Annotated in this window: 23 protein-coding genes; 15 read left to right on the forward strand and 8 right to left on the reverse strand. The window is 59.8% G+C overall.

The window, feature by feature from the left end; genetic code table 11:
* Nucleotides 1-14: 14 nt before the first annotated feature.
* The gene (locus KW837_RS06470; protein ID WP_218394941.1) at nt 15-1,094 is read left to right on the forward strand and encodes a tartrate dehydrogenase; all 1,080 of its coding nucleotides are present in this window, start codon (nt 15-17) and stop codon (nt 1,092-1,094) included.
* Nucleotides 1,095-1,188: 94 nt separating this feature from the next.
* Here the strand turns inward: KW837_RS06470 and KW837_RS06475 are convergent, their stop codons facing one another.
* A complete protein-coding gene (locus KW837_RS06475; protein WP_007902349.1) occupies nt 1,189-1,413 on the reverse strand; it encodes a YgdI/YgdR family lipoprotein in 225 nt (74 codons plus the stop codon).
* A gap of 208 nt (nt 1,414-1,621) precedes the next feature.
* On the opposite strand from KW837_RS06475, the gene KW837_RS06480 reads away from it, so the two are divergent.
* The 3 genes from KW837_RS06480 (at nt 1,622) to KW837_RS06490 (ending at nt 7,575) form a co-directional block, all read left to right on the forward strand.
* Entirely contained in the window at nt 1,622-3,289 is a 1,668-nt protein-coding gene (locus tag KW837_RS06480) for a VRR-NUC domain-containing protein (RefSeq protein ID WP_218394942.1), read from the forward strand.
* Nucleotides 3,286-5,553, forward strand: coding sequence for an ATP-dependent DNA helicase (locus tag KW837_RS06485; RefSeq protein WP_218394943.1), 2,268 nt, complete (start codon nt 3,286-3,288; stop codon nt 5,551-5,553). The genes KW837_RS06480 and KW837_RS06485 overlap by 4 nt, the downstream gene beginning before the upstream one ends.
* 99 nt (nt 5,554-5,652) lie before the next feature.
* Nucleotides 5,653-7,575, forward strand: coding sequence for a PAS domain-containing sensor histidine kinase (locus tag KW837_RS06490; protein ID WP_218394944.1), 1,923 nt, complete (start codon nt 5,653-5,655; stop codon nt 7,573-7,575).
* 148 nt (nt 7,576-7,723) lie between these two features.
* Here KW837_RS06490 and KW837_RS06495 read toward each other — a convergent pair whose 3' ends face one another.
* From KW837_RS06495 to KW837_RS06505, 3 genes are all read right to left on the reverse strand, one after another.
* Nucleotides 7,724-8,200: a hemerythrin domain-containing protein gene (locus KW837_RS06495; RefSeq protein ID WP_038983335.1), complete on the reverse strand. Its 477-nt coding sequence runs from the start codon at nt 8,198-8,200 to the stop codon at nt 7,724-7,726.
* 223 nt (nt 8,201-8,423) lie between these two features.
* Nucleotides 8,424-9,770, reverse strand: coding sequence for a sodium:proton antiporter (locus KW837_RS06500; protein ID WP_218394945.1), 1,347 nt, complete (start codon nt 9,768-9,770; stop codon nt 8,424-8,426).
* Between the two features lie 55 nt (nt 9,771-9,825).
* Nucleotides 9,826-10,437, reverse strand: a complete 612-nt coding sequence (locus tag KW837_RS06505; protein WP_218394946.1) for a Yip1 family protein — start codon at nt 10,435-10,437, stop codon at nt 9,826-9,828.
* Nucleotides 10,438-10,608: 171 nt separating this feature from the next.
* Between KW837_RS06505 and KW837_RS06510 the strand changes: the two genes are divergently transcribed.
* From KW837_RS06510 to KW837_RS06520, 3 genes are read left to right on the forward strand one after another with little or no spacing between them, the layout of a single operon-like run.
* Nucleotides 10,609-11,133, forward strand: coding sequence for a CinA family protein (locus tag KW837_RS06510; protein WP_218394947.1), 525 nt, complete (start codon nt 10,609-10,611; stop codon nt 11,131-11,133).
* Nucleotides 11,130-11,648, forward strand: a complete 519-nt coding sequence (locus tag KW837_RS06515) for a hypothetical protein (RefSeq protein WP_218394948.1) — start codon at nt 11,130-11,132, stop codon at nt 11,646-11,648. Before KW837_RS06510 ends, KW837_RS06515 begins: the two co-directional genes overlap by 4 nt.
* Before the next feature lie 7 nt (nt 11,649-11,655).
* On the forward strand, nt 11,656-12,102 hold the full coding sequence (locus KW837_RS06520) for a DUF421 domain-containing protein (RefSeq protein ID WP_218394949.1): 447 nt from the start codon (nt 11,656-11,658) through the stop codon (nt 12,100-12,102).
* Nucleotides 12,103-12,248: 146 nt separating this feature from the next.
* On the opposite strand, the gene KW837_RS06525 is transcribed toward KW837_RS06520, so the two are convergent.
* Entirely contained in the window at nt 12,249-13,106 is an 858-nt protein-coding gene (locus tag KW837_RS06525) for an SDR family oxidoreductase (RefSeq protein ID WP_218394950.1), read from the reverse strand.
* Between the two features lie 180 nt (nt 13,107-13,286).
* Here KW837_RS06525 and trbK point away from each other — a divergent pair, with 180 nt between their 5' ends.
* Nucleotides 13,287-13,460 carry an entry exclusion lipoprotein TrbK gene (gene trbK / locus KW837_RS06530; RefSeq protein ID WP_218394951.1) on the forward strand — a complete coding sequence of 58 codons (174 nt, stop codon included), beginning with the start codon at nt 13,287-13,289 and terminating at the stop codon, nt 13,458-13,460.
* A gap of 78 nt (nt 13,461-13,538) precedes the next feature.
* Here trbK and KW837_RS06535 read toward each other — a convergent pair whose 3' ends face one another.
* On the reverse strand, nt 13,539-14,693 hold the full coding sequence (locus KW837_RS06535) for a MalY/PatB family protein (protein ID WP_218394952.1): 1,155 nt from the start codon (nt 14,691-14,693) through the stop codon (nt 13,539-13,541).
* A 383-nt stretch (nt 14,694-15,076) separates the two neighbouring features.
* Here KW837_RS06535 and fdnG point away from each other — a divergent pair, with 383 nt between their 5' ends.
* The 4 genes from fdnG to fdhE are packed head-to-tail and all read left to right on the forward strand — an operon-like array spanning nt 15,077 to nt 20,668.
* A complete protein-coding gene (fdnG, locus tag KW837_RS06540) occupies nt 15,077-18,142 on the forward strand; it encodes a formate dehydrogenase-N subunit alpha (protein WP_218394953.1) in 3,066 nt (1,021 codons plus the stop codon).
* Nucleotides 18,143-19,087, forward strand: coding sequence for a formate dehydrogenase subunit beta (fdxH, locus tag KW837_RS06545; RefSeq protein ID WP_192344662.1), 945 nt, complete (start codon nt 18,143-18,145; stop codon nt 19,085-19,087). It begins immediately after the preceding gene.
* Nucleotides 19,084-19,737: a formate dehydrogenase subunit gamma gene (locus KW837_RS06550; protein WP_218394954.1), complete on the forward strand. Its 654-nt coding sequence runs from the start codon at nt 19,084-19,086 to the stop codon at nt 19,735-19,737. The genes fdxH and KW837_RS06550 overlap by 4 nt, the downstream gene beginning before the upstream one ends.
* A 4-nt stretch (nt 19,738-19,741) precedes the next feature.
* Nucleotides 19,742-20,668 (forward strand): formate dehydrogenase accessory protein FdhE, encoded by a 927-nt coding sequence (fdhE, locus tag KW837_RS06555; RefSeq protein ID WP_218394955.1) that lies wholly within the window; start codon nt 19,742-19,744, stop codon nt 20,666-20,668.
* A gap of 111 nt (nt 20,669-20,779) precedes the next feature.
* Here fdhE and KW837_RS06560 read toward each other — a convergent pair whose 3' ends face one another.
* Entirely contained in the window at nt 20,780-21,049 is a 270-nt protein-coding gene (locus tag KW837_RS06560) for a type II toxin-antitoxin system RelE/ParE family toxin (protein WP_218394956.1), read from the reverse strand.
* On the reverse strand, nt 21,039-21,230 hold the full coding sequence (locus KW837_RS06565; protein ID WP_007902309.1) for a hypothetical protein: 192 nt from the start codon (nt 21,228-21,230) through the stop codon (nt 21,039-21,041). The genes KW837_RS06560 and KW837_RS06565 overlap by 11 nt, the downstream gene beginning before the upstream one ends.
* A 562-nt stretch (nt 21,231-21,792) precedes the next feature.
* Here KW837_RS06565 and KW837_RS06570 point away from each other — a divergent pair.
* From KW837_RS06570 to selB, 3 genes are all read left to right on the forward strand, one after another.
* On the forward strand, nt 21,793-22,155 hold the full coding sequence (locus tag KW837_RS06570; RefSeq protein WP_218394957.1) for a DUF6124 family protein: 363 nt from the start codon (nt 21,793-21,795) through the stop codon (nt 22,153-22,155).
* Nucleotides 22,156-22,510: 355 nt separating this feature from the next.
* Entirely contained in the window at nt 22,511-23,941 is a 1,431-nt protein-coding gene (gene selA / locus KW837_RS06575) for an L-seryl-tRNA(Sec) selenium transferase (protein ID WP_218394958.1), read from the forward strand.
* Nucleotides 23,938-25,857 carry a selenocysteine-specific translation elongation factor gene (gene selB / locus KW837_RS06580; protein ID WP_218394959.1) on the forward strand — a complete coding sequence of 640 codons (1,920 nt, stop codon included), beginning with the start codon at nt 23,938-23,940 and terminating at the stop codon, nt 25,855-25,857. The genes selA and selB overlap by 4 nt, the downstream gene beginning before the upstream one ends.
* The last annotated feature ends 3 nt before the right edge of the window (nt 25,858-25,860 follow it).

A 25,860-nucleotide genomic window follows, 5' to 3' on the forward strand; every position in this document is an offset into this window, starting at 1 on the left:
GCGAGGCATGATTAATGAGTAAACCATTCAGAATCGCCGCAATTGCCGGCGATGGTATTGGCAAGGAAGTTCTGCCGGAAGGATTGCGGGTACTGGAGTACGCCGCGAAAAAGTGGCAACTCGATTTGAGCATCGAAGTGCTCGACTGGGCCCACTGCGATTATTACCTGGAACACGGGCAGATGATGCCTGACGACTGGTTCGAGCAACTCAAGGGCTTTGACGCCATCTACTTCGGTGCCGTGGGCTGGCCGGACAAAGTGCCGGATCACATTTCCCTGTGGGGCTCGCTGCTGAAGTTTCGTCGCGACTTCGACCAGTACGTGAACATTCGCCCGGTGCGTTTGTTTCCCGGTGTGCCGTGCCCGTTGGCCGGGCGCAAACCGGGCGACATCGATTTCGTGGTGATCCGCGAGAACACCGAGGGCGAGTATTCATCGGTCGGCGGCAAGATGTTCGAAGGCACCGAGCATGAATTCGTGCTGCAAGAGTCGGTGTTCACCCGGCGTGGCGTGGACCGGATTCTCAAGTTCGCCTTCGACCTGGCCCAAACTCGACCGCGCAAGCGCCTGACGGCGGCGACCAAGTCCAACGGGATTTCCATCAGCATGCCGTATTGGGACGAACGCACGGCGTTGATGGCCGCGCAGTACCCGGACATCACCTGGGACAAGCAACACATCGACATCCTGTGCGCGCGTTTTGTGCTGCAACCGGACCGGTTCGATGTGGTGGTGGCATCGAACCTGTTCGGCGACATCCTGTCCGACCTGGGACCTGCCTGCGCCGGCACCATCGGCATTGCACCGTCGGCCAACCTCGATCCCGAGCGGCGTTTTCCGTCGCTGTTCGAGCCGGTACATGGCTCGGCCCCGGACATCTACGGGCGCAATATCGCCAACCCGATCGCCATGATCTGGTCCGGTGCGTTGATGCTGGATTTTCTGGGCAATGGCGATGAGCGTTATCGCGCCGCGCACGACGGGATTCTGCAGGCGATTGAACGGGTGATTGCCGAGGGGCCGATCACACCGGATCTGGGCGGGAAGGGCTCGACCCAGGAGGTCGGAAAGGCGATTGCACAAGCGCTGTAGGAGCGAGGCTTGCCCGCGAAGAACGATGACGCGTAATACCTGAAAAACCGCGGTGCATTCTTCGCGGGCAAGCCTCGCTCCTACAGGTTCTGTGTCAGTCTTCCTTGCGAACCGTGGCCACGTCATCGGCCCGGACTTTCACCTTCGCCCCGGAAATATCTTCAAACTCAAAGAAGCCGTCTTCGGTCTTGGTATTCGGCATGTCCTTGGTCAAGTACTGAGTGCCGTTCTGCAGGGTAACAACCGTTGGCGTCGAGCAACCGGCCAGGGCCAGAAAGGCCGCTACCGCCAAGGGCAAACCCAGAGTCTTGATATTCATACACACCTCTCCTTACTCAATAAAAACAGCGCGAACGCCTCGCTTGAGGTCAATCGTCACTGTGCCTCTAACGCGGTTGGTGCGATGGAATGGCAGAAAGTTCGATGGTCACCCGAAAATTGTCGGATAGCGTCGCCACTGATCCTTTTCCGTTTGCACCGGGAGGGGCATAGCTGGTATCTGTACGCATAACCAGTACTCGTTTGCCATGGCCCTATTGCCCGTGATTGTAAAACCTCTCGATGATCCGTTCTATTACTTGAACAACTTCATGCAAGTGCTTGATTGGCTTGAATATCGTTATGCCGATGTATTGAGCCTCGAGGAACAGGATTTCATCCGCGACTTCAATCGATTGCCCCGCGAGTCCCAAGCCTTGCTGGTCAGACTGGTGATGCGCAAGGGTGTGCATTTCAGGGCCGGCAAACTGAGTTACGTCGAGATCGGCGACATCGACAACGCTGCGGCGCCGTTGCTGGCATCGGGCTGGATCGATGAGCAGTCGCCATTGCACATCGAGGACTTGTTCGAGGTGTTGCTCAAGGCCGAGATTCTCCAGTGCCTTGGCGGCGCCATCGATCAGCCCAAAGGCAAAAAGACTGATTGGCTGCCGGCCCTGAGCGAGCAGTTTCCCGAAGCACACAGTTTTGCCCAATGGTGTCCGGCACTGAATGATCGATTGTTCAGCCTGACCGTCATGGGCCTGTGCGACCGATTGCGGCTGATGTTCTTCGGCAATCTTTACCAGGACTGGTCGGAGTTCGTGCTGGCCGACCTGGGCATCTTTACCTACGAAAAAGTCGAGTTCTGTGCCGAGTCCCGCGGCTTGCGCAGTCGCGAGGACGTCGACGCCTGTCTGTTCCTGCACAGCTGCCAGCAGCGTTTCGAGGCCGGTGAAGACGTGGCGGCGATTGTCGAGCAGATCAACGGGCTGGAACTCGACAATCCCTGGCTGCAAAAACGTCGGGGCAAACTGCTGTTCCAGATCGGCCAGCATTGCGAGCGCGTCGCGGATTTTTCCACCGCCCTGAACCTCTACCGCCAATGCGCCTACCCCGGCGCGCGTCTGCGGTTGATTCGCGTGCTGGAGCGCTGTGCTGAATACCAACTGGCGATGGATCTGGCCATCCACGCCGAGCAAGCCCCTGAAAGCGCCGCCGAGCATCAGCATTTATTGCGTGTGCTGCCCAGACTGCGGCGCAAACTGGGCGGGCCGCCGATCAAGCGGCCAGCCCCTCGGGCCATGCAGCGTCTGGACCTGCAACTGCCCCGGCACGATCCGGCGTTGTCGGTGGAGTCTTACGTTCAGGCGCACCTGGCGGACGATTCGGCGCCGGTGCATTACGTCGAGAACAGCCTGATCAACTCGCTGTTCGGGCTGCTGTGCTGGCCGGCGATCTTCGCGCCGTTGCCGGGGGCGTTTTTTCACCCGTTCCAGCGCGGGCCGGTGGACCTGCTCAACGAAGACTTTCATGCACGGCGCGCGGAGCTGTTCCAGGCCTGCCTCGCCGAACTTGATGACGGGCGTTATGTGCAAACCGTCCGCGAGCGTTACAGCGCCAAGTGGGGCGTGCAGTCACCGTTCGTATTCTGGGGCGCGCTGAGCGAGGAACTGCTGGAGCAGGCACTTGCCTGTCTGCCCGCCGAACACCTCAAGCACTGGTTCAATCGCCTGCTGCTCGACATCAAGGCCAACCGCGCCGGCATGCCGGATTTGATCCAGTTTTGGCCGCAAGACAAAACCTACCGGATGATCGAAGTCAAAGGCCCCGGCGATCGGCTACAAGACAATCAATTGCGCTGGCTGGAGTTCTGTCACGAGCACCAGATGCCGATCGCCGTGTGCTACGTGCAATGGGCGGAGCAGGGCGCGTGAGCTACAGCATTGCGGTGCGGGCGCTGTGTGAATTCACCGCCAAGGTCGGCGACCTCGATCTGCGCTTTACCCCGTCGCCAACCGCGCTGGAAGGCATCGTTGGGCATCGCACCGTAGCCTCACGGCGTAGCGAGGGTTACCAGAATGAAGTCGCGCTGGAGGGCCAGTATCGAACCTTGACGGTGAAGGGCCGGGCGGACGGCTACGATCCGGTGCAAAACTGCCTCGAAGAAGTTAAAACCTACCGTGGCGACCTGAGCAAGCAACCGGCCAATCACCGGCAGTTGCACTGGGCGCAGGCGAAGATCTACGGCGCGTTGATGTGCCAGAAACTGCAGTTGGAACGCATCAATCTGGCGCTGGTGTACTTCGATATCGTCAGCGAAAAGGAAACCTGTCTGGTTGAGGCCTTCAGCGCCGCCGAACTACAGCTGTTCTTCGAACACCACTGCGGATTGTTCCTGCATTGGGCCGAACAGGAAATGGCCCATCGCGAAGGACGCAATCTGGCGGCGCAACAGCTGGCATTTCCCCATGCCGATTTTCGTCCCGGGCAACGGCATCTGGCCGAGTCGGTGTTCAAGGCGGTCAGCACCGGTCAGTGCCTGATGGCCCAGGCACCGACCGGCATCGGCAAGACCGTTGGCACGCTGTTCCCGATGCTCAAGGCCTTGGCGCCACAGCAATTGGACAAGGTGTTCTTTCTCACGGCGAAAACTCCGGGGCGCAAATTGGCGCTGGACGCCGCGCAGGTCATCCTCGACAGCGCCGACGCTCCGCCATTGCGAGTCCTCGAGATGATCGCCCGGGACAAGGCTTGCGAGCACCCGGACAAGGCCTGCCATGGCGAGTCCTGCCCGTTGGCCCAGGGTTTTTATGATCGTTTGCCGGCCGCGCGTCAGGCCGCCAGCCAATTGAGTCTGCTGAACCAGAGCGCCTTGCGCGAGGTTGCCCTGCAGCATGACGTTTGTCCCTACTACCTCAGCCAGGAAATGGCCCGCTGGGCGGACGTGGTAGTCGCCGACTACAACTACTATTTCGACTTCAGTGCGCTGCTGTTCGGGCTGGCCCAGGCCAATAACTGGAAAGTCGCGGTGCTGGTGGACGAAGCCCACAATCTGGTGGAACGCGGCCGGCAGATGTACAGCGCCAGCCTCGACCAGGCGACGTTGAACAGCGTGCGAAAAACCGCGCCTGAGCCACTGAAGAGATCCTTGCAACGGGTCAATCGTGAATGGAATGCCCTGCATGATCAGCAACTCAGTCCCTATCAAGCCTACGACAAAGCCCCGGAAAAACTGCTTCAGGCGCTGTCCTTATGCTGCGCGAGCATCGGCGACTACCTGAATGATCACCCTCAGGGCCTGGACAGCGGGTTGCAGAATTTTTACTTCGACATGCTGCAATTCGGCCGTGTGGCTGAACTGTTCGATGAACATTTCCTGTTCGACATCAGCAAGCGCGACCTCGAGCGCAAGCGCAACCTGTCGCAACTGTGCCTGCGCAATGTGGTGCCCGCCGCTTTCATTCGCCCGCGCCTGACTGCTGCGCGTAGCGCTGTACTGTTTTCCGCCACCCTGAGCCCTCGGCATTACTACGCCGACTTGCTGGGTACACCGGCGAATACAGTCTGGATTGATGTGGAGTCGCCGTTCAGCGCCGAACAGTTGCAAGTGCACATCGTCAGCCAGATTTCGACCCGCTTTGTCCACCGACAGGCGTCCCTTGAACCCATCGTCGAACTGATCGCCAAACAGTTCACCCAGCGCCCCGGTAATTACCTGGCGTTTTTCAGCAGCTTCGATTATTTGCAGCAAGTGGCGCAGTTGCTGGCCGAGCGGCATCCGCACATCACGCTGTGGTCGCAGTCCCGGGGAATGGGGGAAGGGCCGCGTCAGGCGTTTCTCGATCAGTTCACCCTCCATGGTCAGGGCGTCGGCTTTGCGGTGCTGGGTGGAGCATTCGGCGAAGGCATCGATCTCCCCGGCGCGCGATTGATTGGTGCATTCATTGCCACTTTGGGGCTGGCGCAACTCAATCCGGTCAACGAACAGATGAAACAGCGCATGGCGGCGATTTTCGGTGCCGGGTATGACTACACCTACCTGTTTCCTGGCGTGCAGAAAGTCGTGCAAGCGGCGGGGCGGGTGATCCGCACTCAGCAGGATCAAGGGGTGGTGATGCTGATCGATGACCGGTTTGGCGAGAGCAAGGTCAAGCAATTGCTGCCGCGCTGGTGGTCGATAAAATCTGCGCTATTTTAGCCTGTTGAGTAGTGTCCCCACCCACGTATTGGTTTTTTGAATTCCCAAACGTGCGGCTTGTCGCATACTCCAGAAGATCAATAATAAGGGCAGGGATCCATGAGCGATGACCGGACCAAGATCAATGCCATCGAGGAGATGCGCTTTCGTCTGCTGATCGATGCCGTGGTCGACTACGCGATCTACATGATTGACCCCGATGGCATCATCACCAGTTGGAACGCTGGCGCCAAGCGTTTCAAAGGGTATGAGGAAGCGGAAATTCTCGGCCAGCATTTCTCGCGTTTCTATACCGAAGAGGACCGCAAGGCCGGTTTGCCTCAGCGCGCCCTTGATACCGCCATTCACGAAGGGCGTTTCGAGGGCGAAGGCTGGCGGGTTCGCAAGGACGGCACGCATTTCTGGTCCCATGTCATCATCGATCCCATTCTCGATCCGTCGGGCAAGTTGTTGGGTTTTGCCAAGATCACCCGGGATTTGACCGACCGCAAAATGGCCGAAGAAACCCTCAAGCAAAGTGAGCAGCAGTTCCGGCTGCTGGTGCAGAGCGTCACCGACTACGCCATCTACATGCTCGCCCCGGATGGACGCGTGACCAACTGGAATCTGGGGGCTCAGCGAATCAAGGGCTACCGGCCCGAAGAAGTTATCGGCCAGCATTTCTCGATGTTTTACACCCCTGAAGACCGCGAAGCCGGTGAACCCCAGCGTGCGCTGGAGATCGCTACACGCGAGGGGCGATTCGAAAACAAGGCCTGGCGCGTGCGCAAGGACGGCACGCAGTTTTTCGCGCATGTCGTGGTCGACCCGATTTGGGGCGAAACCGGCACGTTGCTGGGGTTTGCCAAGATCACTCGGGACATCACCGAGGTGACCCAAGCCCAGCAAGCCCTTGAGAAAACCCGCGAAGCGTTGTTTCAGGCGCAAAAGATGCAGGCCATCGGTCAACTCAGCGGGGGGATTGCCCACGACTTCAATAATCTGCTGACCGTTATCCTTGGCAATCTGGAGGTCGTTCGCAAACGTGCGGCGGACGACCCGAGAATTACCCGTTTGCTCGACAATGCCACCCAAGGCGCCTTGCGCGGCGTTTCCCTGACCCAGCGCATGCTGGCGTTTGCCAGGCGTCAGGAACTCAAGACCGAATCCGTTGAGATACCAGTACTGATAGAGGGGATTACCGGGCTGTTGCGCAGCTCTCTGGGGCCTGCGGTGAGCATAGAAACCCGCTTTGCGCCTGGACTTGAACCGGTGATGGCCGACGTCAATCAGCTCGAACTGGCGGTGCTTAATCTGGCGACCAACGCCCGTGATGCCATGCCCGACGGTGGGAAACTTGTCATCAGTGCACAGACAGAAGAGATCTGCGATCAGGCGAAACTCGCCCTGACGCCAGGCCGCTATGTCTGCCTGAGTGTCACGGATATAGGGGAGGGCATGGATGACGCTACCCTGGCGTCGGCAATGGACCCTTTCTTCACCACAAAAGGTGTCGGCAAAGGCACAGGCCTGGGGTTGTCGATGGTTCACGGGTTTACTGAACAACTGGGGGGACGCTTCATCCTCAAAAGCCAGAAGGACGTCGGCACCACTGCCGAACTCTGGTTACCCGTTGCGCTAGCCGACTCGACCACCGAACCCGCTATTGAAGAGGCCGCCATGTCGCGGGTGCCTCGTCTGTGTGTGTTGGTGGTGGACGACGACAGTCTGGTGTTGACCAGTACCAGCCTGTTGCTTGAGGACCTGGGTCATCGGGTGATCAGTGCAGCGTCCGGCGCACAGGCACTGGAGCTGTTCGACAGCGAGCACGACGTTGACCTGGTCATTACGGACATGGTCATGCCCAAGATGAGTGGCGCGCAATTGGCACAGGCTATTCGGGTGATAAGGCCACACCTGCCGATCATCCTCGCCACCGGTTATGCGGAGCGCCTGGAAGGCTTCGCAGCCAGACTTCCACGCCTGTCCAAGCCCTTTACCCAACTTAATCTGGTGGAAGTCATTGCCTTGGCGATGAAGTGAGTCAGGTAATGCCTGTCAGTTAAGCGAAATTTCTGTAGGAGCGAGGCTAGCCCGCGAAGAATGCGCCGCGGTTTTTCAGGTATTACGCGTCATCGTTCTTCGCGGGCTAGCCTCGCTCCTACAGGTTATGCGCCTTAACCCACCCCTATCAAGCAGCGAGATTGGGCGCGCCCAGCTCTTTTTTGTAGCGTGCTTTCAGGCTTTCCATTTCTGCACCCAATTCGTCGAGTGTCGTTTTGCCCAGCAGTTTTTTGGCCTGAGGAAACATTTCCTTTTCCTCTTCTTCAATGTGATGTTCCAGCAGCTCCTTGACCACTTTCACGCGACCGGCAAATTCGAGAGTGGAGGGGTCAGTGGTTTTCAGGTCCGGAAGCACCAGCGTATCGACGGTGCGATGTTCTTCTTTGGCTTCGTAATACATCACGTCCTGTTCCTTGCCCCCGGCTTTTTTATACGCCGGGTACAAGACTTCCTCTTCCAGACGGGTATGGATCTTGATTTCCATTTCCAGTTTGGCCAGCAACTCGGTGCGCTTTTTAACCCCACGCTCGGTGGACTCGCTCAACTGGGCCAGGATGCCTTTCACGCGTTCATGGTCGGCTTTCAACAGGTCAATAGCGTTCATGATCGAACCTCTTGTTTAGTCACGGGTCAAGCGCAAACGGTCTTCCTGCCGTTGTCGCTCGCATTGTTGGAGCATTTCCCGTGCCTATTTCAATATCCAATAAAAAGCTAGTAAAAACAGTGGGTTGAAGTCGGCTTAAAACGGCGTTTGTCGTGCAACCTGCATGAATATCCGTTGCTGTTCAATGCAGGTTGACCGAACGATTGCCTCGCCTGAGAAGGTGTCAGGCGTCCGGTTTATTGCGCCGCTCATAACGGGCCAGCATCGGTTGCGTACTGATGCCATGCGCCAGAATGCTGAGCGCCACTACCGACAACGTCAGGTCTGTGCACAGCGTCGCTGCCGCCGGACCGAGGTCGTGATTCAATGCGTAGAACAGGTAATAAAAGCTCCCGATCCCGCGAATCCCGAACCAGCCGATCAACAGCCGCTGGCGACCGTCCAGCAAGCGCCCCCACGGCATGATCCATACACACAAGGGGCGAATGGCACAGAACAACACCAGTGCAACCACCAACGCTCGCCAATCCCAGTGGCCCACCAGCACCACGCCCAGCAGGGTGACCAGAAACACTTCCATGGCCCGTTCCACCAGGCTACCGAATGCCAGCATGTCGCCCATCATGATCCCCGCCGCGACTTGGGTTTCTGGCAGATTCGCCACGTCGCCGTGGACGGCAGCCTCAGGTTCGACGTTCTGGTGGCCGACCACCGGTTGCACCAGATGCTCGGCGGGAATCCGCGCGTCGCCGGTGGATTTGACTTCGGCTTGTCGCAACCCCAGGCCGGCGGCGAATACCGACAGAAAGCCATAGCCATGGATCGCTTCGGCCGCGACATAAGCGAGGGCGATCAGGGCCAGGGTCAGGTAATCGTTGGGAGAAATGGTGCTGTCGGCATTGCGGATGCGCATCGACAAGGTCAAGCGACCGATGCCGTGGCCCATCCAGTAACCGGTCAACAAACCGACCGGCACGGCCCACAGCACACTTTTCAATGCCCACTCACCGAGCCAGGCATCGCTGTTGCCGCTCTGTTGCACAAACAACAAACCGAGAATCACGAAAGGGAAGGCGATGCCGTCGTTGAGGCCCGCTTCACCGGAGAGCCCGAAACGCACCGAGTCGTAATCCCTGGCGTCGTTGACCTGCACCAGCGAGGCCAGTACCGGATCGGTGGGGGCCAGAATCGCCCCGATCAGCAACGACGGCCCCCACGCCAGGGCAAAACCGTAATGCAGTAGCAGGCAGACGCCAATGATGGTCAAGATCATCACCGGTCCCGCCAGGCCGAACGCCACCCGCCATCGAAGATCCTTCAGCGGCAGGCGCAATTTGAGTCCGCAGACAAACAGCGAAAAGAGCACCGCGACTTCCGTCAGGTGCTCCATCCAGATCGCCGCATCCTTGATGTCCAGCTTCAGCAGGCCCAGGCCACCCGGACCGATCGCCACGCCCAGCGCCAGGCACACCGCCGACGTGGTCACCGGCATCCAGCGCAAATAGGACGAGGTCAGTGCCAGGGTCAGCAGCACCGCACCCAACACCGCCACCCATACAATGAAGCTCATGCCCGGTTCTCGGAGGTGTACCGCCGACCGCCGTTGAATGACGGACTCAGGAAAATCAAACGCCAGTCACGCGCACGTACTCAGGTCCCAGGTAGTTGAACCAGAGCAGAATCATCTCCACCAGGATAGTCACCAGCACCAATAACCCGACGCCCCATACGCTCGCCGCATTCAGCAGACCTTGCTCCTTGCGCTCGTGCATGAAGATCGGCAAACCGACGAACAGCAGAAACGTTGAATAGAGGGAGGCGGCCCCCAGCACGGTGATCGCCAGCCAGCGACTCGGATAGAGCCCGGCAATACCTGCAAGGAAGAACGGAGTGACGGTGTAGGCGGCAAAACCGATGCACTGATTGACGGTGGGGCGTGAGTCGAAGGTGCGCGACATCCAGCGGATGAACAGCCCCATCAGCACCACGCCGACGATGATGCTCAGGTACAGCAGCCCACAGAGTTGCAGGGCGCTGGCGGCACTGAGTTTGACCGTCTCGTTTTCGGCCAGGCTCCAGCCGACGTAGGTGGTCCCGATAAACAGGCACACGGCGGGAATTAAGGCAAGCAGCAGTAAATGAGCGAGGTAATGGCGCGGATTCGCTTCCTCTTCTTTCCGAATATCTGTCCAGACGAAATTGGGCTGAGTGAACAGCCTGACGAAGGGTGCGGACATGTCGACCTCCAGATAGCGAGCGGCCCGGCATAGGGGTCCCCTAAAAGTATTGAGGTGCATCCGTCGCCGGGGGTTCATTTTTTATCGCAGGGGCGTGGGTGGTCTGCCCGAGGGAATGTTTGCAAGCGTCAAAGGTCAACCGAGCAGTTCCTCTTGCCTGGATGCTTTGTCATGAACGTCAGCCAAACCGTCGTCGAATATTTGCGCCAACACGACCTGCGACTGACGACTGCCGAGTCCTGTACCGCCGGAAAGATCGTGACCTTGCTGGCCGAAGTGCCGGGCAGCGGTGACCTGATCGAGAGCGGTTACGTGGTCTATTCTTCCGAAGCGAAGCAACGGTTACTTAACGTCAGCCCCCATACGATCGAAACCTTCAACCTGACCAGTTGCGAAGTCGCTCGCGAAATGGCCTTGGGCGCCTTGCTCGACAGCACCGCCAACGTCGCCGTGGCCACCACCGGTATCCTGGGGCCGGAAGATATCGACGGGATTCCGGCCGGCACCATCTGTTTTGCCTGGGCTTATCAGACTGAGCAAGGAAAGCGTGTTTTCACTCAACAGCATCGCTTTTTCGGGTCCCGCGGCAAGGTTCAGTTACTGGCCGCCGAACATGCCTTGAAGCGGATCTCGTTTTTTCATAAACGTGCCCTGGCCTGTGACAAGACCGGTGAACAAGATCGGGTAAACCCATGAACGAGCATTCCCGCCGCACCGAATACGACAGCCGCGATTTTCCGGTGCGCGAAGACATGGCCTATCAGGTCAAGGTCTGGCGATTCGAGCGCTGGGGCTGGTACGTGATGGTGCTGCTGGTGGTGTTGGCGTTGCTCGGCTTGTTTTCCCGTGGCCCGCTCAGCTCCCAAGACGTTCACGGCAGCGATGGCAAGGTACGGGTGGAGTACGAGATGTTCCACCGTCATGGCTCGACCAATCCGATGAAGGTCAGTGTGATCGGCCGGCCGGATGCCACGGTTGAGCTGGAACTGACCGGTAAACTGCTGGAGGGCTTCGAAATCGAAACCCTGCAACCGGAACCTGTGCGTGCACTCAGTGGCGAGCAGGGCATGAAACTGTGGGTACAAACGGACGCGCAAGGGCAGGCCAGTCTTTACCTGACTTTGCGTGGCGAGGGGCTGGGCCTGTTTCGCAGCCATATCGCCTCGCCCGGTGCAGCCCCCGTCAAGGTGGATCAATTCATTTTCCCTTAGGTGACTTATGGATTCGGTATTGCGCGCGGCCGTGATGTACCTGGCGTTAATGGTGCTGTTCAAAATTGCCGGTCGGCGTTCGCTGGCCGAACTGACGACGTTTGATTTCGTACTGCTGATGATCATCGGCGAGGCGACCCAACAAGCGCTGCTGGGCAATGATTTTTCACTGACCAATTCGGTGCTGGTGATCGTTACGCTGATTGCCATCGATGTCGGGCTTTCATTGCTCAAACAGCGCTCGCAATGGGTGCAGCGGCTGATCGATGGTGGGCCGACGATCATTGTCGAAAACGGCAAAATCCTGCACAAGCGCCTGCGCCATGCACGACTGGTGGAAGCGGATGTCATGGAGGCTGCGCGATCGAGCCAGGGCATTGAAACCCTTGAGCAGATCAAATTCGCCATCATCGAGCGCAATGGCAAGATTTCGGTGATTGCTCAAGAGCGCTGATTTCTTGGGTAAGCCCCCATGCCAGTCAGTCAAGCGAATGAACCGCTTTTCGTAGGAGCCAAGCTTGGCGGCGAAGGCGTCCTTAAGAGCGCCTTCGCCGGCAAGCCTGGCTCCTACAGGGCCGAACGCAGGCCATGCCAGTTGCGTCAAAGCATCGGTTTGCCGCCGGTAACGCCATACCGTTGCCCGGTGATGTAGCTGGCTTCATCCGAGGCCAGCAGCACATAGATCGGCGCGACCTCCACTGGTTGGCCGGGGCGGCCGAGCGGGGTTTGCGAGCCGAAGTTTTGCACGTCTTCCTCGGGCATGGTCGATACGATCAACGGCGTCCAGATCGGCCCCGGCGCCACGCTGTTTACCCGGATGTTCTTTGGTCCCAGCATCTGTGCCAGGCCGGCGGAAAAGTTGGCAATCGCGCCCTTTGTGGTCGCGTAGGCCAGCAATGTCGGCTTGGGCATGTCGGAGTTGACCGAACTGGTGTTGATGATCGAACTGCCGGGCTTCATGTGTTTTAACGCGGCCTGACAGAGCCTGAACATGGCCGTGATGTTCACATCGAAGGTCATCACCCATTCTTCGTCCGGGATGTCTTCGATGTTTTCGTGGGTCATCTGGAATGCGGCGTTGTTGACCAGAATGTCGATCCGGCCAAAGCGCTCCACCGTTTTATCCACCAGCGCCTGGCAGTGCGCTTTCTGCGCCACATCGCCGGGCAGCAGCAGGCATTGACGACCGGCCTGCTCGACCCAACGTGCGGTTTCCTGCGCATCTTCAGTTTCATTCAAGTAGGCAACCACCACATCCGCGCCTTCCCGGGCGAATGCAATCGCCACCGCACGGCCGATGCCGCTGTCGGCACCGGTGATCAGGGCAATCTTGCCCTCCAGCCGACCCGAACCCTTGTAGCTCTGCTCGCCACAATCCGGGTAAGGGTCCATTTTCGTTTGAGCACCGGGGACTGGCTGGCTTTGTTTCGGGAAGGGTGGTTTTGGATAGTCAGTCATCGGAAAATCTCCTCTGTTCAAGGCAAAAGACCATGGCATTGGGGTTGACCCCGGTCTTTTGTCTTGAGTTCGGTTGGACTTCCGACGGGTTTAGCGCACAGGAAAGTTCGCTGTTCCTGCATACACTCAACTCATGAGTTAGGCTCAATGCGATGCAAGAAACTCGATGAGGAATTGCTCATGAATACTCAATCGCTCGTTGCACTGGCACTCTCGTTGGCATGTCTCGCCGGCTGCGAAAACAAATACGATGTGAACGAGAAGAATTGCGAGCCGAAAAACTTCATGAAGCTGCCGGACGATGCGAAGCGGGAAGCCTTCATCAAGGCTTGCTTGGAGCGCATAACGCCTTGAACAGGATTCGATGCTGCGCCTATCGCCCATAAAAAACCCGAAGCACAGGCATCGGGTTTTCGGTGTCAACCTGGGGCGTCAGGCTTGGCGGTTACGCAAACTACGCTCCATCCGCGCGATCCCTTCTTCCAGCAGCGCCCGCGGGCAGCCGAAGTTCAGACGCACGAACTGCCGGGCGTGATCGCCGAAATCCAGCCCTGCGCTCAGCCCGACCTTGGCCTGTTCAAGGAAAAACTGCTGCGGGTTATCCAGCCCCAGCGCCGTGCAGTCGAGCCATGCCAGGTAAGTGCCCTGAGGGATGTTCATGGTCACACCCGGCAACCGCGTACGAACCGCCTCCACCAGATAATCCCGATTGCTTTGCAGGTAGGCCATGAGCTCGGTCAACCACGGGCCGCCTTCGCTGTAGGCGACGCGGGTGGCTTCCAGGCCCAGCGGGTTGACGCTGTCGACCATGCCGCAGCGAGCGCTGTTGACCCGATGACGCAGTGCCGCGTCCTGAATGATCATGAACGCAGTCTTCAAACCGGCGATGTTGTAAGCCTTGCTCGCCGACATCAGGGTGATGGTGCGCTTGGCGATCTGCGGGCTGAGCGAGGCGGTCGGAATGTGTACGCGCCCGTCGAAGCACAACTCGGAGTGGATCTCGTCGGAGATGATCCAGGCATCCTGCTCCAGACAAATGTCGGCGACCGCTTGCAGCTCCTCGCGCGGGAAGACCTTGCCCAACGGGTTATGCGGGTTGCTCAGCAGCAGCGCGCCGCCCCCTTGCAGCGCTTCGCGCAAGGTATCGAGTGGCGTGGCATAGGTGCCATCGGCCAACGCGTCGAAATCCAGTTCGACTTTGTTCAGCTGCCAGTGGCCCGGCGCATGGCGCAGCGGCGGGTAGTTTGGCGTCTGCACGACCACGTTCTGCTGCGGCTGAACCAGCGCATGCAGGGCCATGTTGAACCCCGACTCGATACCCGGCAGGAATATCAGCTCCTGAGGTTGCACGCGCCAGGCGTACTTGCTCCAGAGGTCGGCGACGATGGCGTCACGCAAGTCATCCTGGGCCACGCTGTAACCGAGCATCGGGTGTTCCAGGCGTTTTTGCAGCGCCTGAATGATCGCTGGCGGCGCGGCGAAGTCCATGTCGGCGACCCACATCGGCAACACGTCGGCCGGGTAGCGGCTCCATTTGGTACTGCCGGTGCCATGGCGGTCGAACACCTGATCAAATTCGAAAGTCATGCTCAGTCTCATAAAAGGCAGGGGGGTTAATCCGGTGGCCATGATAAGCGCCAACCTTGATCGCTGGCGAATTGCGCAACAGAGCATGACCGGCAAGCCGCCGATGGTCGGTTTTCAGACGGCGCACGGCAACATTGTCTAAAGTTCTAAGTGGCGGTAGATAGGTTACCGTCACCGTGATCGTCCAGAAAAATCCGGCCAACGCACGATGCCAGGCAGTTAAGCAAAATCCCTGTGGGAGCGGGCTTGCTCGCGAAGAGGGCGGCACAGTCAACATTGATGTCGGCTGACACACCGCTTTCGCGAGCAAGCCCGCTCCCACAGGGGCCGCGAATTGACTGACTGGCCAATGCACCGGGTTTCCACCTGATCAGGAGTGCACGATGGACCTCAACCGTCGTCAGTTCTTCAAGGTCGCTGGTCTCGGCCTTGCGGGCTCAAGCCTCGGCGCGCTGGGCATGGCCCCGACGCCCGCTTTCGCCGAACAAGTGCGTCATTTCAAGCTCGCCCATACCCATGAAACCCGCAACACCTGCCCGTACTGCTCGGTCGGTTGCGGCTTGATCATGTACAGCCAGGGTGACAACGCGAAGAATGTCGCCCAGAGCATCATCCACATCGAAGGCGATGCCGACCACCCCGTCAATCGCGGCACCCTCTGCCCCAAAGGCGCAGGCCTGCTCGATTTCATTCACAGCCCCAGCCGTCTCCAGTACCCGCAGGTGCGCAAGCCCGGCACCACGGAGTGGACGCGAATCTCCTGGGATGAAGCGCTGGATCGCATCGCCGACCTGATGAAGGCCGACCGCGACGCCCACTTCATCGAGAAGAACGCTCAGGGGCAAACGGTGAACCGCTGGCTGAGCACCGGTTTCCTCGCGGCGTCGGCATCGTCCAACGAAGCGGGTTACATCACCCACAAGGTGATTCGCAGTCTCGGCATGCTGGGGTTCGATAACCAGGCACGTGTCTGACATGGCCCGACGGTGGCAAGTCTTGCCCCGACGTATGGCCGTGGTGCCATGACCAACCACTGGACCGATATCGCCAACGCGAATCTGGTTCTGGTGATGGGTGGCAATGCCGCCGAAGCGCACCCTTGCGGTTTCAAATGGGTGACCGAAGCCAAAGCCCATAACAAGGCGCGGCTGATTGTGGTCGACCCGCGTTTCACCCGTACCGCCTCGGTGGCCGACTATTACGCGCCAATCCGCACCGGCACCGACATCGCCTTCATGGGCGGGCTGATCAATTACCTGCTCACCGAAGACAAGATCCAGCACGAATACGTACGCGCCTATACGGACGTGTCGTTCATCGTCAAGGCCAACTACGGCTTCGAGGACGGCTTGTTCAGCGGTTACGACGCGAGCAAGCGCATCTACACCGACAAGTCTGGCTGGGGCTACGAAATCGGCGAGGACGGTTTCGCCAAAGTCGACCCGACCTTGCAGGACCCACGCTGCGTCTACCAATTAATGAAGCAGCATTACAGCCGCTACACCCTGGAATTGGCCAGTCAGGTCTGCGGCATGCCCACGGATGCCATGCAGAAAATCTGGGAGGAGATCGCCACCTGCTCGCAACCGGGCAAAACGATGACGATTCTCTATGCCCTGGGCTGGACCCAACACTCGATTGGCTCGCAGATGATCCGCAGCGCGGCCATGGTGCAACTGCTGTTGGGCAACGTCGGTATGCCGGGCGGGGGCGTCAATGCCTTGCGCGGGCACTCCAACATCCAGGGCCTGACCGACCTGGGCTTGCTGTCCAACTTGCTGCCCGGTTACCTGACCCTGCCGGCCGAGGCCGAACAGGATTACAACGCCTACATCGCCAAGCGCGCACTCAAGCCGCTGCGTCCCGGGCAGATGTCCTACTGGCAGAACTACGGCAAGTTCCACGTCAGCCTGATGAAAGCCTGGTACGGCGCCAATGCCACCGCCGAGAACAACTGGGGCTACGACTGGCTGCCGAAACTGGACATTCCCGGCTACGACATCCTGAAAATGTTCGACATGATGGGCAAGGGCGAGGTCAATGGCTACATGTGCCAGGGCTTCAACCCGATCGCCGCGTTGCCGGACAAGAACCGGGTGATGAAGGCGCTGGCCAAACTCAAGTGGCTGGTGGTGATGGACCCACTGGCCACCGAAACTTCGGAGTTCTGGCGCAACGCCGGTCCTTACAACGATGTGGAAACGGCCAGCATCCAGACCGAAGTCATCCGTCTGCCCACCACCTGTTTCGCCGAAGAAAACGGTTCGCTGGTCAACAGCGGCCGGTGGCTGCAATGGCACTGGAAGGGTGCCGATGGCCCGGGGCAGGCGCGCACGGACGTGAAGATCATGGCCGAGCTGTTCTTGCGTCTGCGCCAGCGTTACCAGGCCAACGGCGGTGCCTGGGCCGAGCCGATCCTCAAGCTCGACTGGCCTTACAAAGTGCCGGATGACCCGACGCCGGAAGAGCTGGCCCGGGAATTCAACGGCTACGCCGTATCCGATGTCACCGATGCTTCGGGCGCGGTGATCAAGACCGGTCAGCAGCTGTCCGGTTTCGGCCAGCTCAAGGACGATGGCAGCACGGCATCCGGGTGCTGGATCTTCTGCGGCAGCTGGACCGAGCAGGGCAACAACATGGCCCGGCGTGACAACAGCGATCCTTTCGGCATGAAGCAGAACCTGGGCTGGGCCTGGGCCTGGCCGGCGAATCGCCGGATTCTTTACAACCGCGCCTCTTGCGACCCTCAAGGCAAACCGTGGGACCCAAACAAACGGCTGGTGTGGTGGAACGGCAAGGTCTGGACCGGTACCGACGTGCCCGACTACAAGGCCGATGTGCCGCCGGAAGCCGGGATGAACCCGTTCATCATGAACCCCGAAGGCGTCGCGCGTTTCTTCGCCCTCGACAAGATGAACGAAGGGCCGTTCCCGGAACACTATGAACCGTTCGAGACGCCCATTGGCATCAACCCGATGCACCCCAACAACAAGCAGGCGACCAGCAACCCGGCCGGACGGGTCTTCGATTCCGTCTGGGACACCCTCGGGCAGGCCAAGGACTTCCCTTATGCGGCGACCAGCTACCGGCTGACCGAACACTTCCACTTCTGGACCAAGCATTGCCCGATCAACGCCGTGACCCAACCCGAGCAGTTTGTCGAAATCGGCGAGGTGCTGGCCAAGGAGAAGGGCATTGCTGCCGGTGACCGGGTGCGGGTCAGCTCCAAGCGCGGGCATATCGAAGCGGTGGCGGTGGTGACCAAGCGGATTCGTCCGCTGCAGGTCAATAACCAAGTGGTGCACCAGATCGGTATCCCGTTGCACTGGGGGTTCACCGGCGCCACCCGTCACGGTTACCTGACCAACACCCTGGTGCCGTTCCTCGGCGATGGCAACACACAGACCCCGGAATCCAAGTCATTCCTGGTCAACGTGGAGAAAGTCTAAATGGCCAGCCAAGACATCATCGCCCGTTCGGCCACCACCACCATGCCGCCCTCGGTGCGCACGCAAGAGGAAGTGGCCAAGCTGATCGACACCACTAAGTGCATTGGCTGCAAGGCCTGCCAGGTCGCCTGCTCGGAATGGAACGAGTTGCGCGACGACGTTGGTCACAACCTCGGCACCTACGACAACCCTCAAGACCTCAGCGCAGACACCTGGACCTTGATGCGCTTCACCGAGCATGAAACCGACGCCGGCAACCTCGAATGGCTGATTCGCAAGGACGGCTGCATGCACTGCGCCGAGCCCGGCTGCCTGGCGGCATGCCCGAGCCCCGGCGCGATCATCAAGCACGCCAACGGCATCGTCGATTTCGATCAGGACCATTGCATCGGCTGCGGGTATTGCATTACCGGTTGCCCGTTCAACATTCCGCGCATCTCGCAAAAGGACCACAAGGCTTATAAATGCACGCTGTGCTCGGACCGCGTGGCGGTGGGGCTGGAACCGGCTTGCGTAAAAACCTGCCCGACCGGCGCCATCGTTTTCGGCAGCAAGGAAGACATGAAAGAACACGCGGCCGAACGTATCGTCGACCTCAAGAGCCGCGGTTTCGAAAACGCCGGTTTGTATGACCCCGCAGGTGTCGGCGGCACCCACGTCATGTATGTGCTGCACCATGCCGACACGCCCAGGTTGTATGCCGGGTTGCCGGATCACCCGGCGATCAGCCCGCTGGTGGACCTGTGGAAAGGCCTGAGCAAACCCCTGGCGTTGCTGGCCATGGGCGCGGCGGTGCTGGCCGGGTTCTTCCATTACGTGCGTGTCGGGCCACAACTGGTCGAGGAGGACGAACATCCAGTCACCCTCGACCCGGCGGTGCACGAGTTCGATCCATCGGTGCACACCTTTGATCCGACGAAACCCGGCGGGGAGGACAGGCCATGAACGACAAATCGATCCTGCGCTACACCGCCAACCAGCGCACCAATCACTGGCTGGTGGCGATTCTGTTTCTCGCGGCCGCGCTGTCGGGGCTGGCCTTGTTTCATCCGGGGTTGTTCTGGCTCAGCAACTTGTTTGGCGGTGGTTCGTGGACGCGCATTCTGCATCCGTACATGGGCGTGGCGATGTTTGTGCTGTTCCTCGGCCTGGTGTTCAGTTTCTGGCGGGCGAATTACTTCAGCGCCAACGACCGGTTGTGGCTCAGGCGCGTCGGGACTGTCATGCGTAACGAAGAGGAGGGCGTGCCGCCGATCGGCAAGTACAACCCGGCGCAGAAGCTGCTGTTCTGGGTGTTGCTGATCTGCATGCTGGTGCTGTTGTTCAGCGGGCTGGTGATCTGGCGTGCCTGGTTCAGCGCGTACTTCGGCATCACCGGTATTCGCTGGGCGATGCTGCTGCATGCACTGGCGGGCTTCATTCTGGTGCTGAGCATCATCGTCCACGTCTATGCCGGTATCTGGATTCGCGGCTCGGTCCACGCCATGGTGCGTGGCCGGGTCAGCCGCGCCTGGGCGAGAAGACACCATGAGCTCTGGTACCGGGAAGTGACCCAAGACGAAACGCCTGAGCGACCGATCACAAAAAAAGGATGACCCCTTGGCCACGATCCTCGAGCCTGGGCAGATAGAAGCGGCGGCGAGTTCACCGCCGTTTCTGTACCTGCCACCGCACAACCTGTTCACCTTGCGCGCGCTGCGTCTGGAACGCTTGGCCGACGGGCACCCATTGGCGGATTACCTGCGTTTGGTTGCCGGACTGTGTCACGTTCAGCAGAACATGATGGACGATCCGCCCGTGGCCGCCATGCCCGATCCCGAACGTCTTCAGGTGTGCGTAGAGCATGGCTTGCCACCGTTTGCCGCCGACAGTCTGGTGCGCGAAAACATTTGGTTGCCGTATCTCGAAGCCATGTTGCAACGTTATCAGCCACCGCCAAACGCTGCGGTAGAAAACGCCGTGGCGACGTTGCGCAGTGCCAACCCGGGGCTGCTCAAAGCCTGGGCGATTGCCTTGGTCAGCGGCCAGTATTCAATGCTGCCGGCAGAACTGGTGCCGTTCCTCGGTGCAGCGCTGCAAGCGGCCTGGAGCCATTGGCTGCTGAGTTCACCCAACCTTGAACTCAAGCGCGGCGACAGCCTCAGCCAATGCCCGGCCTGCGGTTCGCCGGCGATGGCCGGGGTGATTCGTCATCGCGGCAAATACAACGGTTTGCGTTATCTGGTGTGCTCGTTGTGCGCCTGCGAATGGCATGCGGTGCGGGTCAAATGCGTGTACTGCGAACAGAGCAAGGGGCTTCAATACATCAGTTTCGAGGATGACCGTCACGCTGCCAATCAGGCACCGTTGCGGGCGGAAGTCTGCCCCGGCTGCAACAGCTACCTGAAATTGATCTACCTGGAAAACGATGCCGAAGCCGAAGCGCTTTCGGCGGACCTGTCCAGCCTGATGCTGGACATGCGCCTGGAGCAGGAAGGCTACCAGCGCCTGTCGCCCAATCTGATGCTGGCCCCCGGCGGCGACTAAGCCTGTCCCCTTGATGTTCAGGCTTGAGATAAATCCCACCCAATAAGCGAGATAAATCCGGTTATGTCCACGAAGCGTGCTGGTCAAATCCGATGCAAATAACTGGTCGAGTCAGGGGTATTCCTGCCTGGCATGCAAAACGGTCACGATCTCGATTCGATCCGTCACCCGGTAGACCACCAAGTAATTGGGATGCACAACAATTTCCCGCGTACCGGGTACACGACCAAATCGATAAAGGTAGGGATGTTGCGGAAGGGCCGAGGTAGCAACCTCAATGGCTTGGTACAGTTCGCTCGCCGCTACAAGGTGGCGGTCGCCAATATAATCAATGATTTGCCACAGTTCAGCCCGCGCTTCGGGCCGCCACTCAACCAGCATCGCGCTTATTGCGCTTGGCTTCGAGAAGGGATCGCATATCAGCCATTACCTGATCGTGCGGGACATTCGGGCGTGGATCATCGAGCGACGCCTGCACTTTGGCACGGAACCAACGGTCGTAGCTGGCGGCCTGCTCTTCGGTTTCAAACTCTGAAACGATGGGGGAAAGTTCGGCGCTCATAGTGACCTCCGGGATCAATACTTAGCAGTCTAATCGGTATGTGGCTCACTGTCGTGGGTGTCAAGATGAAGTACACCCAGCAAAGCATCACGTGGTCCCATCTCTCTACCTGATGGGCGCAACCACATTAAACCTCTCGCTTGCGACAGCCAACCCCTAAAACATGTCGGACTCTTCCTCAATTTTTTGAACGCTTTCATGTGTTTAACGTACGCGTTTAAAGACACCCGCCGTTACGTCCTAACGGCTACAACGCCTTGCGTCGTTACCTACGCGTGCGCCAGAATCGGCTGGCTTGTGCGGCTGTGGGGCGGGCTATATCGTTTCCCTGTCACTGAAAAACAGTGATCGGGTTTGGTAGCCCGCCTGTAACAGCCGTATGGCAACACCTTATGCCGTCTCTTTTTTAGGACTCTGCTTTTATGGTGGTCATGCGTGGGGCTCCTTTGTGAGCGCCGGGTTTCCTGTTGCAGCCGGTCTACCAACCCGCGTATGGCCGCCACCCTTCGTTTGGTAGCGAGGGTGATGGCTCCTTAAAATCTGCAACAAGGAGTTTTCATCTATGTTCAAAGTTACGCCCAACCCGCCAGACTCTGATCCGGCATCCCCGTACGAATCTAACGATTCAAAAAAATTTCACGAAGCCGCCGAACGCGCCCTCAATTTCTACCTCAACCCGGCAGCGGTCATGAACAACACCCCCCGCAAACCCAGCACCATGTACATGGTTGCGCCGGATGTCGGCCATGAAACCTTGCTGGTTCAAACGTGTGAGAACTTGGCCTCGGCCAGTGTCATGGCCAGTGACATTGCTGCATTGGTAGAGGGCACCCACCGCAATACCCTGCTGGCGCTTCAGCAAGTCATCATGCTGGCTGAACTGGCGGTTAATCGAATGCTGGATAATTTCGTTCCACCTAAGTAATCACTCAGCCCTTTACCGAGAGGCTTGCCCCTCGGTAAAGGGCTTTGATCAAAGCGCTGTCTTTTTAAGGTCGATTAAAAGTCAGCACCACGGCCAGGTGCGATGCTCTGAGTTCTTCAAGAGCAACCCAGCTGGAGCACCAACAATGGCCGACCCACTCAGCTTCACCCTCAAATTCCCCTTCAAAAGCGCCAGCGGCGATACGATCACAACGCGAGCCTCAAACGCAAAGACATCACCGCCGCGCAGACGACGACCAAAGACCAAAGACGAAGGCGGCGCTCGGCATCACCTTGAGCAGTGAGCCCAGCGGCTACACTCAGACGCGACGGTCATTCGCTTCCGGGAGCCTCTGATGTCTGCAACCTCCGCCAGCCACACCTTGCGGCTGCCCTCCATCGACAGCTTGCTGCGCCATCGCGCCTGTCAGGCGTTGGCCGAGCGTTATGGGCGTGATGCGCTGCTGGCCGGTTTGCGGCAACTGCTCGATGACTTGCGCGAACCGGTGCTCAAGGGTGAACTCAATGCCGTTGAAATAGCCCCCGATGTATTGGCGGGCAGGGCAGGCGAGCGTCTGGCGATCCAGCATCGCAGCCAGGTGCGGCGGGTGTTCAACCTCACTGGCACGGTGCTGCACACCAACCTCGGTCGCGCGTTGTTACCGGAGTCGGCTATCGAAGCCGTTCAACTCGCCGCCCGCTATCCGCTCAATCTGGAATTCAACCTGCACAGCGGCAAGCGTGGCGACCGGGATGATTTGATCGAGGGCCTGATCCGTGAGCTGACCGGTGCCGAAGCGGTGACCGTGGTCAACAACAACGCCGCCGCCGTGTTGCTGACACTCAACAGTCTGGGCGCGCGCAAGGAAGGCATCATTTCCCGTGGTGAACTGATCGAAATCGGCGGCGCCTTCCGCATTCCCGACATCATGGCCCGGGCCGGGGTGCGGCTTCACGAAGTGGGCACCACCAACCGCACCCATGCCCGTGATTACGAGGCTGCGATTGGCCCGCGCAGTGGCCTGGTGATGCGAGTACATGCGAGCAACTATTCCATCGAAGGTTTCACCGCCCGGGTGCCGACGGCTGAATTGGCGGAACTGGCTCACCGTCACGGGCTGCCGCTGCTGGAGGACCTGGGCAGTGGCAGCCTGCTGGACCTGACTCGCTGGGGCCTGCCCGCCGAACCGACGGTGCGTCAGGCGCTGCTCGATGGTGCGGACATCGTCACCTTCAGCGGCGACAAACTGCTCGGCGGTCCCCAGGCCGGGTTGATTGTCGGCCGCAAAGACCTGATCGCGAAGATCAAAAAGAACCCGCTCAAGCGCGCACTGCGGGTCGACAAACTGACCCTGGCCGCCCTCGAAGCCGTATTGGCGCTGTACCGCGATCCTGATCGGCTGGCCGAGCGCCTGCCGAGTCTGCGCCTGCTGACCCGCCCCCAGGCCGATATCCTCGCCCAGGCCCAACGCTTGCAACCGTCGTTGGCGCAGGTGTTGGGCGATGGCTGGGGCGTCAGCGCGGTTCCTGCGCTGGGCATGATCGGCAGCGGCAGCCAGCCGGTGGCTCGACTGCCCAGTGCCGCGTTGTGCCTGCGGCCCAACGTTTCCAAACGTCTGCGTGGACGGCGATTGCTAGGGCTGGAGGCAGCGTTTCGTCAGTTGCCGATTCCTGTGCTTGGGCGCATCGACGATGACGCGCTGTGGCTGGATTTACGCCAACTCGACGACGAAGCCGCGTGGCTGGCTCAACTCGATCAATTGCAGGAGGAGGGCCGGGACGGGTGATTGTCGGCACGGCGGGGCACATCGATCACGGTAAAACCTCCTTGCTCCAGGCACTGACCGGCCAGGCCGGCGACTGTCGCCGGGAAGAACGCGAACGCGGCATGACCATCGACCTCGGCTATATCTACGCGGCGCTGGAACCGGGCGCCGCCCTGACCGGTTTTATCGACGTGCCCGGTCATGAGCGCTTCACCCACAACATGCTGGCCGGGGCGCAGGGCATTGATCTGGTGTTGTTGGTGGTGGCGGCCGATGACGGCGTCATGCCGCAGACCCGCGAACATCTGGCGATTGTCGAAATGCTGGGCATCCCTCGGGCACTGGTCGCCATCAGCAAATGCGACCGTGTCGATCCGGCGCGTGTGCAGGCAGTCCGTGAGCAGATCGAAGCATTACTGGCGCCCGGACCTTATGCCGACGCGCCGCAAATTGCCCTGTCGAGTGTGACCGGCGAGGGTATCGAGACACTGCGTCAGGCATTGCTGGAGGCGCAGCATGAGGTACTTCAACGCAGTACCCGCGGCGGTTTTCGCTTGGCGATTGATCGGGCGTTCAGCGTGGCCGGCGCCGGTATCGTGGTGACCGGCACCGCGTTGTCTGGCCAGGTGGCCGTGGGCGATACGCTGATGTTGAGTCCGCTGGGCAAACCCGTGCGGGTGCGAGGCCTGCATGCGCAGAATCAGGCGGCTGACAGCGCGACGGCCGGGCAACGAGTCGCACTGAACCTGAGTGCCGAGCGTTTGGCCCTCGAGCAGATTCACCGTGGCCACTGGTTGTTGGCCGAATGGCTGCATGCGCCGACCCAGCGGCTGGATATCGAGATGACCTTGCTGGCCAGCGAAGCGCGAAGCTTCGAACACTTTCAACCGGTACACGTGCATCTCGGTACTCAGGACGTGACGGCGCGGGTGGCGTTGCTGGAGGGCGCCAGCCTGGCACCGGGTGAGCAGATGTTCGCACAACTGCTGGTGAATGCGCCGGTGCTGGCGGTGAAGGGCGACCGCTTGATCCTGCGCGATCAAAGCGCCCAACGCACCCTCGGCGGTGGCCGGGTGCTCGACCCGTTCGCCCCGGCCCGACACCGCCGCAGCCCCGAGCGATTGGCGCAGCTACAAGCGCTGGCCACCACGACCAGTCTGGAAGACGCACTGCCGACGCTGCTGGCCAACAGCGACACAGGGCTCGATCCGCAACGCCTGGAACGCCAGTTCAACTGTCCGCGCAACACGTGGGTGTTGACCGATGACGTGCGCTTGATCGATACGCGGCAGGGGCCGTTGCTGTTCAGCGCTGCCCGCTGGGAAGCCCTGAAAGCGCCACTGCTAGAACAGCTCGCACGCTTTCATCAACTGGAACCGGATCAAATGGGACCAGACAGGGATCGCCTGCGTCGCTTCGCCGGCACCGCGCTGGAGCGGCCGACCTTTATCAGTCTGCTCGATGAATTGCTGGCCAGCGGCGCGATCGTCGCCAGCGGTCCGTGGCTGCATTTGCCGGACCATCAAGTGCGTTTGAGCGAGGATGACGAAACCCTGTGGCAACAGCTACAGCCGCTGTTTGAACAAGCGGGTTTCGATCCGCCATGGGTGCGTGACTTGGCCAAAGTTGCTGGCCGTGAAGAGGCCTCCGTGCGCCTGCTGCTGCGCAAGATGGCGCGGCTGGGTCTGGTGCATCAAGTGGTTCGTGACTTGTTTTATACCGAGACGCTGCTGCGCCGATTGGCGGCTATGCTGGTGCAACTGGCCAGCGATGACCCGGTGATACAGGTCACCGCGTTTCGCGATGCTGTGGGCCTGGGGCGCAAGCGCAGTATTCAGATTCTGGAGTACTTCGACCGAATCGGCCTGACCCGACGCTTTGGCGACCGACGCCACATTCGGCTCGACAATGCATTGGCCCAACAAACAGAAAACTGAGTT

The sequence above is a fragment of the Pseudomonas sp. PDM24 genome (assembly GCF_019218905.1).
Taxonomy (GTDB): domain Bacteria; phylum Pseudomonadota; class Gammaproteobacteria; order Pseudomonadales; family Pseudomonadaceae; genus Aquipseudomonas.